This is a genomic window from Spiroplasma endosymbiont of Lasioglossum malachurum (genome assembly GCF_964020065.1).
Lineage (GTDB): Bacteria > Bacillota_I > Bacilli_A > Mycoplasmatales > VBWQ01 > Spiroplasma_E.
Window position 1 is genome coordinate 383,260 of the sequence record NZ_OZ026534.1, and the last position, 15,646, is coordinate 398,905.

General features: G+C 24.0%; 16 protein-coding genes. 6 read left to right on the forward strand and 10 right to left on the reverse strand.

The genetic code is table 4. The features are described 5' to 3' along the window. Window positions 1–5: 5 nt before the first annotated feature. From AACK95_RS02210 to AACK95_RS02230, 5 genes are all read right to left on the reverse strand, one after another. The gene (locus AACK95_RS02210; protein WP_338980965.1) at window positions 6–1,244 is read right to left on the reverse strand and encodes an IS256 family transposase; all 1,239 of its coding nucleotides are present in this window, start codon (window positions 1,242–1,244) and stop codon (window positions 6–8) included. Window positions 1,245–1,301: 57 nt separating this feature from the next. Continuing rightward, complete coding sequence (locus tag AACK95_RS02215; protein WP_338980570.1) at window positions 1,302–1,526, reverse strand: hypothetical protein; 225 nt, start codon at window positions 1,524–1,526, stop codon at window positions 1,302–1,304. Continuing rightward, window positions 1,487–1,621, reverse strand: coding sequence for a hypothetical protein (locus tag AACK95_RS02220; RefSeq protein ID WP_338980571.1), 135 nt, complete (start codon window positions 1,619–1,621; stop codon window positions 1,487–1,489). The genes AACK95_RS02215 and AACK95_RS02220 overlap by 40 nt, the downstream gene beginning before the upstream one ends. Window positions 1,622–1,772: 151 nt before the next feature. Beyond that, a complete protein-coding gene (locus AACK95_RS02225; protein ID WP_338980572.1) occupies window positions 1,773–3,077 on the reverse strand; it encodes a hypothetical protein in 1,305 nt (434 codons plus the stop codon). Beyond that, window positions 3,043–3,429, reverse strand: a complete 387-nt coding sequence (locus AACK95_RS02230; RefSeq protein WP_338980573.1) for a hypothetical protein — start codon at window positions 3,427–3,429, stop codon at window positions 3,043–3,045. Before AACK95_RS02230 ends, AACK95_RS02225 begins: the two co-directional genes overlap by 35 nt. Before the next feature lie 73 nt (window positions 3,430–3,502). Between AACK95_RS02230 and AACK95_RS02235 the strand changes: the two genes are divergently transcribed. Then, window positions 3,503–4,663 carry an Mbov_0401 family ICE element transposase-like protein gene (locus AACK95_RS02235; RefSeq protein WP_338980574.1) on the forward strand — a complete coding sequence of 387 codons (1,161 nt, stop codon included), beginning with the start codon at window positions 3,503–3,505 and terminating at the stop codon, window positions 4,661–4,663. Between the two features lie 275 nt (window positions 4,664–4,938). On the opposite strand, the gene scpB is transcribed toward AACK95_RS02235, so the two are convergent. From scpB to acpS, 5 genes are all read right to left on the reverse strand, one after another. Continuing rightward, entirely contained in the window at window positions 4,939–5,520 is a 582-nt protein-coding gene (gene scpB / locus AACK95_RS02240) for an SMC-Scp complex subunit ScpB (protein WP_338980575.1), read from the reverse strand. Beyond that, complete coding sequence (locus AACK95_RS02245; protein WP_338980576.1) at window positions 5,513–6,265, reverse strand: segregation/condensation protein A; 753 nt, start codon at window positions 6,263–6,265, stop codon at window positions 5,513–5,515. Before AACK95_RS02245 ends, scpB begins: the two co-directional genes overlap by 8 nt. A 155-nt stretch (window positions 6,266–6,420) precedes the next feature. Continuing rightward, window positions 6,421–7,743 (reverse strand): hypothetical protein, encoded by a 1,323-nt coding sequence (locus AACK95_RS02250; RefSeq protein ID WP_338980577.1) that lies wholly within the window; start codon window positions 7,741–7,743, stop codon window positions 6,421–6,423. 75 nt (window positions 7,744–7,818) lie between these two features. Continuing rightward, complete coding sequence (locus AACK95_RS02255; RefSeq protein ID WP_338980578.1) at window positions 7,819–9,126, reverse strand: thymidine phosphorylase; 1,308 nt, start codon at window positions 9,124–9,126, stop codon at window positions 7,819–7,821. A gap of 28 nt (window positions 9,127–9,154) precedes the next feature. Beyond that, the gene (gene acpS / locus AACK95_RS02260) at window positions 9,155–9,475 is read right to left on the reverse strand and encodes a holo-ACP synthase (protein WP_338980579.1); all 321 of its coding nucleotides are present in this window, start codon (window positions 9,473–9,475) and stop codon (window positions 9,155–9,157) included. 131 nt (window positions 9,476–9,606) lie between these two features. Here acpS and AACK95_RS02265 point away from each other — a divergent pair, with 131 nt between their 5' ends. From AACK95_RS02265 to AACK95_RS02285, 5 genes are all read left to right on the forward strand, one after another. After that, complete coding sequence (locus tag AACK95_RS02265; RefSeq protein ID WP_252319664.1) at window positions 9,607–10,467, forward strand: ribonuclease HIII; 861 nt, start codon at window positions 9,607–9,609, stop codon at window positions 10,465–10,467. A 106-nt stretch (window positions 10,468–10,573) separates the two neighbouring features. Further along, window positions 10,574–11,524, forward strand: coding sequence for an IS30 family transposase (locus AACK95_RS02270; protein ID WP_338979587.1), 951 nt, complete (start codon window positions 10,574–10,576; stop codon window positions 11,522–11,524). A 192-nt stretch (window positions 11,525–11,716) separates the two neighbouring features. Then, the gene (locus AACK95_RS02275; protein ID WP_338980580.1) at window positions 11,717–13,888 is read left to right on the forward strand and encodes a hypothetical protein; all 2,172 of its coding nucleotides are present in this window, start codon (window positions 11,717–11,719) and stop codon (window positions 13,886–13,888) included. Between the two features lie 157 nt (window positions 13,889–14,045). Next, the gene (locus tag AACK95_RS02280) at window positions 14,046–14,201 is read left to right on the forward strand and encodes a hypothetical protein (protein ID WP_174479916.1); all 156 of its coding nucleotides are present in this window, start codon (window positions 14,046–14,048) and stop codon (window positions 14,199–14,201) included. A 169-nt stretch (window positions 14,202–14,370) separates the two neighbouring features. Further along, window positions 14,371–15,609 carry an IS256 family transposase gene (locus AACK95_RS02285; RefSeq protein WP_338980967.1) on the forward strand — a complete coding sequence of 413 codons (1,239 nt, stop codon included), beginning with the start codon at window positions 14,371–14,373 and terminating at the stop codon, window positions 15,607–15,609. The last annotated feature ends 37 nt before the right edge of the window (window positions 15,610–15,646 follow it).

Consider the following 15,646-nt stretch of genomic DNA (forward strand, 5'->3'; position numbering starts at 1 on the left):
AAGTACTAGTTCAGATTAATTCTGTCTTCAAATTTTATCATAAAATGAGCAATTGCTGTATTTCAATTTTGAATGGGCATTGTTCATTTTTTTGATATATTTTCAATTGCTAAGTAAAATATTTTGAAAACTGCCATATCATTTGGAAAAACTTTTTTATTTCTGATGACTTTTCGTAATTGACTATTAACAGATTCAATAGAATTTGTAGTATAAATCACTCTTTTGATTTCTGGAGGATAACTAATAAAAATCATTAAATTATCTCAATTTTTATATCAAGATTTAGCAATTTGAGGATAGTGTTTATTTCATTTACTTTCAAATGATTCTAAAGCTTGCATTGCTTGTTCTTCACTACATGCATTATAAATTGGCTTTAAATCTGTAACTAGTGATTTTCGATGTTTGTATGAAACATATTTTAAACTATTTCTGATTTGATGAACTATACATAATTGATGTTCAGTTTTAGGATAAACTGATTGTATTGCTTCTGACATGTCTGTTAAGTTGTCACTACAAGCAATAAGAATATCATTTAAGCCACGATTTTTCATTTCTGTGAAATTTGCTAATCAAAATTTAGCGCCTTCATTTTCACTAATTCATAAACCTAAAACATCTTTTTTACCTTCTAAATCAACACCTAAAGCTATATAAACTGATTTGTTAATAATGCGTTTATCTTGTCGTACTTTAACTACTATACAATCAAAATAAACAATGGGATAAATGTCTTCTAATGGTCTATTTTGTCATGCTTTGACATCATCAATCACATCATCAGTAATTTGACTAATAACACTTTCACTAATATCAGCACCATGATATAACTCTTGTAACTGCATTCTAATATCTGATAATGTCATACCTTTTGCATATAAGGAAAGAACTTGTTGATCAAAACCATCAAATCTTCTCTGTCTTTTTGGCACTATTACAGGAGTAAAATTACTATTACGATCTCGTGGTACATCAATCTCAATTTTACCTTGTTGAGTTATTAATTTTTTTGAACTTATACCATTACGAGCATTGTCACTATTACTATGTTGATTTTTTTCATATCCTAAATAATTTTGCATCTCAGAATTCAACATTTTTTCAACTAAACGTTTTGTTAATTCTTTATATAAACCCCCTTCTTTAAAAACTGTTGTTAAATCTTCAGTATTTTCTAATAATAAATCTACTGATTTTGATATTGGATCATTATTATTAAAGTTATCTTTTTTAGCCATCTGTAACTCACTCTTTCTAGTCATTTAATTATATTTACTAGAATTAATTAAACATAGTTATTTTTGTAAGTTACACAGATTACTAAACATTACCCCATGAATATATATACTATCTCATTTTACATCATGATTTGGTTGTTTTGGAATATTTGAAAAATATAAATTCATTTTTTTGGTTCCACTACTATCAAAATAATCTGTTCAAATTGTAGTATCACCAAAAACAACTTCATGATTTGGTTTTAGATAATAATTAAATTTTTTATTTTCATGGGTAAGCACCCCCCCATGATTAATCCTATTGTTCCGGTTGTAGCACCAGTTAGTGCTAATGCTAATGTTATTTTACTTAAATTTGTTTTTATTCATGTTTTCATATTAAATTACTCCTTTTTTCCTTGATTTTACTTCTAAATTGTACTGATTTTTTATTATTTTTATAAGTATGCTTTTAAACTCAAAATAATGCCTAAATTAAAAGTGTTTATTTTGTGATACCTATACTATTAATTGTATTAAAATTGTTTATTATATAGCAAATGTGAAGATACTTTTTTTCACAGTAGCATTATTTTTACCACGAATGACATTTTTATATGGATATAGTGCATAAAATAATGCATCATATGGGTCTTGATACATATTTTTGTCAGGAATGTTAGTTTTTGTTTCATCATAACGTAATTCTTCTAAACATTGAGTTGTTTTTGATAAATCATCTTTATTTGCATAAAAGTTTCCATAACTCATAATATTTCTCATTCAAACTACTCTATTAGTTAATCCGGCTTCTTGATTTAAATTTGAAGCATGTTTAATAGCAGTTTGTGTTATTAAAATAGTATTGTGTTCATCAATTAATTTTTGATTTAATCAATCCATTGCTGTTCTTGCTTTATCATCATAAAAATAAATTGCTTGTTCAAAATTTTCAAAATTATCAATTAATCCTAAAATTTCATTAACATAAGCATTAATTTTTTCATTTTCATTAATAAAATCATTTGGTGTAACAACTAATTCACAAATAATATAAGCATCATAATAACCAGTATTATTATATTCTTTAAAACCAACTATCATAAATAAAGTATGGTCTTTATGTCCAGTTGCTCAATCAACACCAACTGAATAAAAATCAAATTTATACATATCTTTTTCTTGATTATAAAATTGTTTTAAATCATATGGTTGTCAATATTTTACTGTTTTTTGAAATGGAAAAATTGTTGCATCACTATCTAAAAATTCAAAACCATAAAAAACAGTATTAAATTCATCAGGATTACTTTTTTTCATTTCTAATAATGTTCTTTTTTGAATATCTGGTAATTTATTTCAAAATGGTTGAATAGTAAATCTTAAAACAAATAAACCTAAACCACTAAACATATCTTTATTTTCATAATAAACTTTACCAACTTTTTTAAGATTTTCCATCACTTTATCATTTAATGGTAAAAATGGCGTGCAATACTTTAAATAAAATGGATGGTATTTATCATAAGGATTACATGTAAAAGTAATGAAAAAACTTTTATAAAAATAACGAGTAATCTTTTGTCCAAAGTTAGAACTATATATATTTTTATCAATAAATGTTCAACTTCATTCTTTAATTGGTTCATTTGATACTTTAATACGATTACTTCTAAACATAGAATTTTGTAATCTTTCATATCGATATGTTAATTGCTTTTCAGTTAATGTTTCTTTTTCTTCAGCCATTATTATTTCATCTGTTCTTGAACCTAAAAAACTTGAGCCACCTGCTTCTTTTCCAAAAATCTTATTACCATTAGCATAGCCAAGTAATTTTTCATTTAATACCATGTGGATTATTAGGTAATAAATTAATATCATATTTATCTAGTAAAACTTGACAAACATTCATCAATGCCCCAATAGTAGTTTCACTATGAGTATTTTCATATCTTCTTACTTCTTGAACACTGCTATCACTAAAATTACAGCATATAAATAAATCAAATGCTAAACAATTTCAAGTTTTTCTTGTTCCCCGTGCAGTTGGAATAAAACGATAAAAATAATTAGTAGTAAAATATTCTGCTCATTCATCACCAACAAATTCTTTAAAAATATCTCAACTAAAACCATAATTATTATCACTAAAATTAAGATTATATTTTTTATTTAATTGTCCATAACTACTAATAAAAGCCATATTTACTCCTTATTTTTAAAAAAAATTAAACTTAAATTATTAACAAACAAAAATTTAGAAAGGAAAATTAAAAATGTTTATACTACCATTCACTAATCATTTTGATTGAGACAAACACGATTTTAATCAAGATGAATTAAATTTACAACAAACAGAAGAATTATTTGCAAAAATAGATGATTATTTATGAAGTATATGTGATAAATCTGAATATAAATCATATAGATTTAGAAAAAGAAAATTAAAAGCAAAAAAGGGTTTATTAAATTATAAACGACGTATTTGTACACATTATAACTCAAAAACACAAAAAAAGGAATTTGTTTCATTGTTAGATAATTATCTTGGAGTTAAAAAATATAGTAAACTTGCACCTAATGTCATTAAACAAATTTTAAAATATTTTGCTGATGATAAAAAGTATCGTGATGTTTGTGATACTTTTATTGAAGGTTTAATAAGTAATAGTACAGTTTGCAGAACATATCAAAAATTTGAATTACCAAAAGTTAATATTCCTAAAATTGTATTACAACCAAATCAAACATTATATATAAATATTGATGATGGACATCGAAAATTTAAGTTTAATGAAAAACACAATACTAAAAATTGTAAAAAATGTTCTATGAGATTAATAGTATTTTGTACTGGTAAAAAGAAAAATGGAAAATTAATTAATAAAAGAGCAGTTTGTAAAATAAGAGTATCAAAAACAGAAATTGGTGCAGAAAAAACTGCAAAATTAATTGAAAAATATGGTAATTTATTTTTTGAAAACTTTGACCAAGCAAATTTAGTAGTTTGTGGAGATAGTGCAAAATGAATTAGAAAAACTGCTACAATTTTAAATGCTAAATTTATTTTAGATAAATTCCATGCTTTTCATGTTTTATTTCTTGGAATAATGGCCGGAAGAAGAAAAAATAAAATTGCTAAATTACACTATCAAAATGCAATAACTTTATTTGAAAAAGGTCAATATTATGAATTAATTGATTTTTTACAATCATTAACTTTGCAATATAAAAAATTAAAAGTTGGTTATTTTATTAATGCAAAAGATGGTGTATTAAACCAAGCACTAGTTGAAAATATTGGTTGCTTTACTGAAACTAATATTAAACAAATTTTAAAACATATGATTGGTGATAGAACCTATAACATTGATATGTATACAAAAATGGTTAATTTTAAATGCTATCAAATAAATACTGCCATCCAGTTATTATAAATTAAAACTTAAATTCAAAAATAACTAAAAATAAAACAAAACTTATTAAAGTTTACTTTAATAAGAATTTTTGAGTTATAAAAGTAAGTATTATTGTTGACTAATATTTTTGAAGTGTTAAGATTAACATACAATTGCATATTGAAGTCAAAATTATTCTCGTCTAACTTTATAATTTTAAGACAAATTTGAATATTATTGACAACATCGGTACGCTCCCAATTAGTGAACATACTCCAGAATTAGCAATAACTTTTTGCAAGCGTTCTAAATCATTATTCATTAGTAAAGTTGTAGATTTCTTGTTCATCATTTTGGTTATTAAATTGAGGCAAAGTTGGCAATTGAGTTAAAGATTCGATATTAAAATGATCCATAAATTCATCAGTTAAATCATATAAAATTGGTTTTCCCGGTAATTCACTACGACCAATCTCGGTAATTAAATTTAAACTTTTTAGTTTAAAAATAATAGAATCACAATTTACACCACGAATATCTTCAATTTGTGGTTTAGTAACTGGATGATTATAAGCAATAATAGCTAGTGTTTCTAAAGCTGCTTGTGATAAACGTATTAAAGGTTGTTGTTTTAATATTTGATAGCGATTATAATGAATAGGTTTTGTTGTTAATTTATAAATATTACCAACTTTAATTAAACTTAAACCACTGGTATCATCATCATTTAATTTCATTTGTAAAGATGCAATTAAATTTTCAACAGTTTTTGGTTTTTTTGTTAATTCTAAATATTCAGCAAGTGTTAATAAATCAAGACCTTCATTGCCAGCAATAAATAATAAACCTTGTAAAACTGCTAATCTTTCGTTTGTTTTTCAATTGCTATTATTCATTTTTCTCACCTCGATAAATTACTGTAATTTCAGTAAAAGTATTAGTTTGTATAATATGTAACATTTGATGATTTGCAAGATCTAAAATTGCAATAAAAGTAATAATAAAATAATGTAAAGTTAATGTTTTAGTAAAAAATAATTGTTCTAAAGTAAAATGTTGCTTGGGATTTTTTTTCAGTAACTGTTTAATTTCTTTAGCTCGATCTTTAGTTGAAATTAAGTTTAATGCTAAATTAACTGGTAATTTATTTTCATTTTGTAGTCTATTAAATAAGTTTAACATTGCTTGTGTTAGTTTATTAACATTATTTTTTACCAAAATTGGTGTAATTTCATCAACTAAATATGTTTTTAAATCACTAGGTGCTTTTGTTAATAATTGGGTTCTATATACAGCCTGTTCTTTAAAATAATTACTTATTTCTTTAAATTTTTTATATTCTAATAAACGAGCAATTAATTTTTGACGATTAACTTCATTTTCATAAGCACTATCTATTACTAGTTCTTGTTTTGGTAATAATTGTTTTGATTGCAATTCTAATAAATAAGCAGCAATCGGTAAATATTCACTTACTAAATCAATGTTTTTAATTAATTCTTCATTAATAAAATGAACATATTGGTTAGTAACATCATTTAGATTTAAATCTAAAATATCAATATTTTTTTCTTTAATTAAATGCAAAAGCAAATCCATTGGTCCTTGAAAAGATTCAATTGTAATTACTGGTTGTAACATTATTCTCGTTCCCTCAATATCATTTTATACTTATTAATATTAATTATAACTTAATTTAATAGTACTTGATTAATCTTTAATAAATAAAAAAAACTTATTTTTAATTTTTTAATGATTAAAATAAGTTTTAAAAGTTATTATATTTTTAAATATTATTATTTAACTTCACGTAACGTAATATGAATATTTTCAGCAGATATTTCAAATTTTGAAGTTGTCTTTATATCTGGAAAGACTTTACTTAGATCATATTCTAATTTAAAGTTTAAATTAAAATAACCATTTTTTTCATTAGGATTAAGATTAAATCTACTTTCAGGATTAGTAATAGTTATTACATTATTTCATTTAGGAACAAGAATACTATAAATTTTATTAATATTAGCAAAATAACCATTTGTTATAACTTGTTCTTTTATTTTTCCATCTTTGTCATAATCTGAATACTTATCTGAAGCTTTTGGTAATTCCTTTACTGTATCAACTGTTCAGTCAGAAAATATTTTTGAAATTTGTGTTGTTGCATCAACAAAAGTTTGGTTAATCTTAATAGCAGTAGTACTTTCAATATCACCAGTATTAAAAGTAGAATTACCATCATTACCAACTAAGAAATCAATAGTAATATTACTAATATTACCATTAAATACAATTGATTTATCATCATTATTGGTCACCGTTGGTTCTGTCATTTTAAATAAAGTTGATTTAGGAACATTTGAAAAATCACCTGAAAATTCAAAACTTAAACTTAAACCAGAATATTGAACTTTATCTTTAATGGCAACATTTAAATTTTGTTTAATATATGATAACTGAGTTCTAGCAATTTCTTCTTTTTCTTCTTTTTCTGCACCTTTAATTTCTCCAGTTATTGGTAAATTTTCAACATTAATATTTAGATTACCTTTAGTAATTTCTTCTTTAATAAAGTCTCTAATTGCATCAGCTTTTTTTTGATCACTAGTATGACTTGTATCATTATTAATTGTAATTTTAATATCTTTAGTAACTGATGGTAAATTTAAATAAGAGATTTCCGCTTTTACTCATAAATGACCATTGACTAATTCACTACCAGTTGGTAAAACAAACTTAGGTTTGTCTTTTTCATCATTATCATTATCTTTTTTTGGAACATAGTCCATAATTTTGATATGTGCATCAGGGTGATATCAATTTGTTGGATGTTCATTGGTACTTTCTTTAAGTTTACTAGAGAAAAAGTTACCAATAGCTGTTTGCACAGAAGTATCTAATTCGCTAAAAATTTTACCTTTTATTTCTCCTATATTGGTATCATCTGATAAATTAAGATCAGCCTTAATTTGCACACTACTATCAGTAACAAAAGAGGCAGCAAAATTAAGAATATCCCTTGGAGTCATTTGATTATTTTCACTACCACAAGCAACAACTGTTACAACTGGTGTTGTTGCTAAAGCAAGTGTGCCCAGTAATTTTAATAAAGATTTCACAAAAACGCTCCTTATCATTTCATTTAATTAATATTTTTTAAAATACTGTAACATTATAAACAATTTTAAACTAAATTACATTATTATTTCTAAAATTATTGGTTTAATATCGTATTTTTTATTAGTAATCTGAAATGTAGAAATTGCCAAATCTAAAAATTGTTGATGAAAATGTTGATCTTTATTAGTATGGAGTTCCATAATTACACTATTTTTTTCAACTTTTTGACCATGAATTTGTTTTAAATAAATTCCTGCCACTGGATCAATGATATCAGTTTTAGTAGTTCTTCCTGCTCCTAATATTACTGATAATTCACCTAAAGCATAATTATTAGTAACATATAAATAGCCCGATAATTGTGCCTTAACTTTAATAATATATTTAGCTGGTGGTAATTTATCAATATTATCAAGATATTTAGTATCTCCACCTTGACTTTTAACAAAATCATAAAAAATTTGTAGTGGTTTTTCACTAGTAAACATAGCATTAACTTTATCAATACCCTCTTTTAAGGTTTTTACGTTTTTAGCTCCCAATAAGGCTAAAGCTACTAAATTACTAACAAGAATTTTCAAATCTTCTGGTCCTTTATTTTTTAAACTTAAAATAACTTCTTGTAATTCTAATGCATTACCAATTGTTTGTCCTAAAGGCTTATTCATATCACTAATAATAGCATAAATTTTTTTATTAAAAGCTTTACCAATATGTACCATTAATTTTGCTAACTTTCTTGCAGTTACTATATCCTGAACAAAGGCACCTTTTCCACATTTAATGTCTAGTAAAATTAAATCAGCACCCATTGCTATTTTTTTAGACATAACACTAGCAGCAATTAATGGCAATGAATCAACTGTTCCTGAAACATCACGTAATGCATATAATTTTTTATCAGCAGGCACTAAATTACTAGTTTGACTAATAATACTCATACCAACTTTATTAACAACTTTAATAAAATCTGATATTTCCAAATCACATTTAAAATTTGGAATTATTTCCAGTTTATCAATAGTACCACCAGTAATACCCAATCCTCTTCCAGAAATTTTTGCAACCTTTAATCCAAAAGCAGCAGCTAATGGACCAAATACTAAACTAGTTTTATCACCAACACCACCAGTTGAATGTTTATCAATACTAAAACCAGTAATTTGTGATAAATCCATGGTTTCACCACTATTAATAACGGCTTTTGTATATTCTACTAATTCATCATTAGTCATTCCCTGAAAATAAACAGCCATTGCTCAAGCACTAATTTGATAGTCTGGTATTGTTTCATTGACAATACCTTCTGTTAAAAATTTTAGTTCTTCTTTATTTAAACTTTGTCCTAATTTCTTTTTAGAGATTAAATCAATCATATACATTTTAATAAAACACCTTACTTTCTTTTTATTAAATAACAATTACAATTGCAATTGCATTAGTTTCATTATGTGATAAAGATAAAAGTAATTGATAATTCTTAATGATAGTTATTGGTTGATTATATTGATTATAACTAATATCAATATTTTTAAATGTTAACTTTTCTTGTGGTAATGCCTTAAAAATTGCTTCTTTTAATGCTCATCTTCCTGCCAAAAATTCCTGTTGACGTTGTAAAGAATATTGATTAAAAAGTATAATTTCTTTCTTACTTAAAATTCTTTTAGCAAATTCTTCAATATTTTCTATTCGATTTACTTCAATAATATCTATACCTACACTACGCATTGTTAACTCCTTATATAAAATAAAAGGTTAAAACCCTAAAATCCTTGTTTTTATTATATAATTAATATGAAAGAAAGTTTGATATTAATTTCAATAAATCAAATAAATTTTGAAAAGATGGTGGTATATTAATGACATTTTACTTAAATCAAAAACAAAAATCATTAATTAAAGAACACTACCAAAACTATAAAGTTGATAATAAAAATAGTAGTTATGAATTATTTCAATATCATAATATAACAATTGAAATTTATCAAGAAAAAGTTATTTTTAAAGGTACTAAAGAGGATATTATTGCAGAATATCGTAGAATTTGAAATCAACTTGATGAAAATCAATCACCAGTCATTGGCAATGCTGAATTTGGTATTAATAATTTTTTTGGTCCACTTGTTATTATTAGTTCTTATATTGGTTCGGGTAATTTAGAAAAATTACGTTTACTTAACATTCGCGATTATAAAGACTTATCACAAAGTAAATTTATTGAATTAGCACAAGATATTATGAAAACAATTATTTTTGAGTCAGTAATCATTAACAATCGTAAATATAATCAATGAATTGATGCGGGTTATAGCCCCAATATTATTAAAACCTGAGGAGAAAATCAAGCATTAGTTCGTATGTTACAACATAGAATTCAATATGATACTATAGTTATTGATCAATATATTAATGAAGATACATATTACAAATACATTGAAAATATGAAAGATAATCGTAATAAAATTATTAAAGATAAAGTTCAATTTGTTACTAATGCAGAAAGTAAGTATTTAGCTATCGCTTGTAGTACTATTATTAGTCGTTATTTATTTTTAGAAGAAATTAAAAAAATAAAAGGTATTGACACTAATACAATTCCATTAGGTACTGGAAAAGAAGTTAATATATTTTTAGAAAAAATTAAAAATGAAAAAACAATTGAATTTAATAAATTTCTTGAACGTCATAGCAAAAAATCATTTACTGAATTTTTTAAATAAATGCTGAATTATACTTGTAAGTGCAAGTAAATAAAATTGCAAAAAATTCTCATATAAAAATTTCATAATGCTAAATTTAGTTTAGAAAAAAGTAAGGAGTTTTTATATGAGTTATAAACATCTTGGCATAGATGAAAGGATTTATATTGAGAATCAATTGAAATTTAAATTTAAAATTATTGAAATAGCTAAAAATCTTAATCGAAGTATTAGTACTATTATTCGAGAAATTAATAGAAATAAAGATAATAATCATTATTTTTCATTAATTGCACAAAATAAAGCTGAAAATCGAAAACAATCACATATTAGTTTTCATAAGTTTAAAAATAAGAATTTAGTAAAATATGTACAACAAAAATTACTATTAGGTTGATCACCTGAACAAATTTATGGCAGAATTAAAAATTTTCATAAAGAGTGAGTTATTAGTTTTAAAACAATTTATACTTGAATTTATTTTGGAATGCTTGATAAAGTTACTAGTAAAAATTTAAGAAGAAAAGGTAAAAAACGAAAATCTAAAGAAAATCGTGGCAAGTTTAATGGTAAATCAATTAAAGAACGAGATATAAATGTTAATGATCGTATAACACTTGGTCATTGAGAAGGAGATACTATAGTATCATCAAGAGGAAAAAGCAAATCATGTTTAATAACTTTAGTTGAAAGAGTATCACGATTTACTTTAGCAATATTAGTTAAAAACAGAACTACTAAAGTTATTAATAAAAATGTCAGTTATTATTTATCAATTCTTCCTAAAAACATTGTTAAAACTATTACTTTTGATCGTGGCAAAGAATTTTCAAATTGACAACAACTTGAAAAAAATTTAGATGTAAAAATTTATTTTGCCAATCCATATTCACCTTGACAAAGAGGTACTAATGAAAATACTAATGGTTTAATTAGAGAAAAATTTCCTAAAAAATTTATTTTTTCAAAAACTAATAAAAATGAAGTTCATAAATTTATATTGTCTTTAAATCAAAGACCGAGAAAAATACTAAATTATCTTTCACCAATCGAATATTTGGATAGAAAAATAATTTAGTTGCACTTACCTTTACAATTTAGCAAATAAAAAACTTAATTTTTATTAACAATATATAAAAAGATATTTTTTATTTAAAAACTATTAAATAAATGATATAATCCAAATCAGATATATGTTTAAATATATTTTTAAGTCCTATTTTGTTTATAAAAACAAAATAGGACTTTTATACTTAAAGGAGAAAATAAAATGCCAAAAGAAGAAAAAAAACCTTTATTAAAAAAAAATAAACATACTAATTATGGAATTACCCAGCAACAATCTTCTATAAATAATAGTAATTCAAGTAGTACTGAAAGTCTTAATAGTTCAAGTACAATCATCGAAATAGAAGATAGTGAAGAAAATAATTGAATAAATTGTAGTAGTCGTTATGGAGGAACAACACAAAAAAAACTCGATGATAATGGAAATTGAAAATATGAAACCCAAATTAAAAATAACTTTGATAGTTTAACTTTTTTTAATGAAAGCACTATTACCATTAATAACAATCAATACTGACAAAAACTAACATTTGTTGAAAAAAATGGAACAGTAATTATAGTGATTTTAGAATTATTAAAAATAAACTTTAATAGAAATACAATAGAAATATATAAAAAAGAATATAATGATGTTGATGAATATATTGATGATAATTTAGATTTAAAAACTTTTCAAAAAAAAGAAAGAAGATTATCACCCGAAGATCAATTCTTAGAAGGTATTACTATAAAAACTATTAATAATCTTAATAAATTTATAACAAATACCAACTCACTTAATGAACAATTAAAATTATTTAAAGAAAATTCTAATAATAGAGATTTAAATGTTTTATTAAAATTATATAAATATTTAACAATAATACAAAATTTTATTGATCAAACAAAACCAGGAATAATAAGAAATATTGCATATAAATTTTTAGGATTATTAGAAATTTATATTGGACTTACTGGTAAAAATTTACAAAGAGTAGTTTCTAATTTTCCCATTGATGGTAAAGAACACACATCCCAAGATTATATTGATGCTATATTTTGAAATTGACAAAATTATGTTATGGTATTACTTGATACTGCACTTGGCACATTTTTCACTTCAGCAGCTTCAAGTTGATCACGAGATGTTTTTTTTAATAAAAAAAACAAAACAAATCCCATTGAAATCAATCAATTTAATACCAGTGACTTTGAAAAATATAAAGAAATATTTGAAACACTTTTATTTGAAGAAGACCATCAAAAATTAATGAAATATTTTTCAAATATTTCCATACTTAATGATTTAATACAGAAATTTAATCAAATTGAAAATTGTGTAGAAACAGAATTTGAATATCATCCAAATTTTAAAAAAGAAATTGAACGAATTAAAAAACTAATTATTAATTCACAAACAGAAAATAATAATGCTAATAATGATATTGAAATTAAACAAGTAATATCTTTAGCAAATAAAACAATTAAAACTATGGAACAACAAAATAATAAACCAATAGCATTAGTAACTAATTGAGGACGTAATCTTTTAGTTAATTTAACTTTAGAAACACTAACATGGGCAGGTAGTCATATTATTCTAACTGGTTCATCAGAAAATACTTCTAAAGAAGATTTTAATTTACATGATTGAATCACGAAAGACATTTTTACTACAGGTGCTTTAGCAGCAAATATAAGTCGTTATTTTGTTATGAGACCAATTAATAATATTTTTAAATCGGGTTTAACAAACTTAGGAATTCCAACTAATCTTTGTCCTGAAAAACTTTCAAAATGAGTTGAAAAACAAACTAGATATAAAAAAATATTAATGGCAATCCCTTTATTTTTATCAGTCACTTGTACTGTTAATGCTGTTAAAACAGAAGCTGCATTAGTTACTGAATATGGATTTCAAAAAGCCACAAAATTATTATATGAAAAATTTGTTAGATGAACAACATTAGGATTTTCAATTGGTGTAACAGCAATTGATATGATTGCTTTTGCTATTTCTGATTTTTATAAAGATGTATTTAATCAACCAATAACTATAAAAAAAATAACAGCAATATTAACTAGTTGTTGTGGATTTACTAAAAAAGAAGCAGTTTTTCTTGAAAAACATTTAGAAAAATTAGAAAACAATGGGAAATTCACAACTTTTGATGAATTGTTTAAAAAATATCAGGAAGAAGAATTTGAAGATTCTGGTATTGAAGAAGTTTTATCACAACAAATAGAATCAGAAAAATCATCAAATGAAAAAGAAACTGATGACGAAACATCAATAGAAGAATTTCCTATTGACAATCCATATGAATTTGCAAATGATATAAATAACCAACCATCAACAAGTACAGTAATATACCATCCAATGCCATTCAATTAAAAGCACTATTTAAATTTAATTTTTAGTCACTCTTTTAAAAAGAGTGACTTTTTTAATATTTTATATTTATTTTTTTTCTAAAAAATGTACACTTATTTTGGTTATTTTAGATATATAAGAATAAATATACCAAAAAAGTAGTGAGAAAGGGATTTTTATGGATGAAAAAAATAAAAGAGAAAAAGAAATAGCAAGAATAAAAGAAAAAATTGCAGCTAATAAATTAAAAAAAGAATCCGAAAAAGCTGAAAAAGAAAGACAACAACAAGAAATCGAAAATAAGAAAAAAAATGAAAATAAAAAAACTTTATAAAATTAATATTTAAAGAAAAAATCACTTAATTATTAAGTGATTTTTTTATAAAAATGATTAATTTTAATATTTTGGGGTAATGTTTAGTAATCTGTGTGACTTACAAAAATAACTATGTTTAATTAATTCTAGTAAATATAATTAAATGACTAGAAAGAGTGAGTTACAGATGGCTAAAAAAGATAACTTTAATAATAATGATCCAATATCAAAAGCAGTAGATTTATTATTAGAAAATACTGAAGATTTAACAACAGTTTTTAAAGAAGGGGGTTTATATAAAGAATTAACAAAACGTTTAGTTGAAAAAATGTTGAATTCTGAGATGCAAAATTATTTAGGATATGAAAAAAATCAACATAGTAATAGTGACAATGCTCGTAATGGTATAAGTTCAAAAAAATTAATAACTCAACAAGGTAAAATTGAGATTGATGTACCACAAGATCGTAATAGTAATTTTACTCCTGTAATAGTGCCAAAAAGACAGAGAAGATTTGATGGTTTTGATCAACAAGTTCTTTCCTTATATGCAAAAGGTATGACATTATCAGATATTAGAATGCAGTTACAAGAGTTATATCATGGTGCTGATATTAGTGAAAGTGTTATTAGTCAAATTACTGATGATGTGATTGATGATGTCAAAGCATGACAAAATAGACCATTAGAAGGCATTTATCCCATTGTTTATTTTGATTGTATAGTAGTTAAAGTACGACAAGATAAACGCATTATTAACAAATCAGTTTATATAGCTTTAGGTGTTGATTTAGAAGATAAAAAAGATGTTTTAGGTTTATGAATTAGTGAAAATGAAGGCGCTAAATTTTGATTAGCAAATTTCACAGAAATGAAAAATCGTGGCTTAAATGATATTCTTATTGCTTGTAGTGACAACTTAACAGGCATGTCAGAAGCAATACAATCAGTTTATCCTAAAACTGAACATCAATTATATATAGTTCATCAAATCAGAAATAGTTTAAAATATGTTTCATACAAACATCGAAAATCACTAGTTACAGATTTAAAACCAATTTATAATGCATGTAGTGAAGAACAAGCAATGCAAGCTTTAGAATCATTTGAAAGTAAATGAAATAAACACTATCCTCAAATTGCTAAATCTTGATATAAAAATTGAGATAATTTAATGATTTTTATTAGTTATCCTCCAGAAATCAAAAGAGTGATTTATACTACAAATTCTATTGAATCTGTTAATAGTCAATTACGAAAAGTCATCAGAAATAAAAAAGTTTTTCCAAATGATATGGCAGTTTTCAAAATATTTTACTTAGCAATTGAAAATATAACAAAAAAATGAACAATGCCCATTCAAAATTGAAATACAGCAATTGCTCATTTTATGATAAAATTTGAAGACAGAATTAATCTGAACTAGTATTTTGCAAAACAAAGAAACACAGATTACTAAAAAG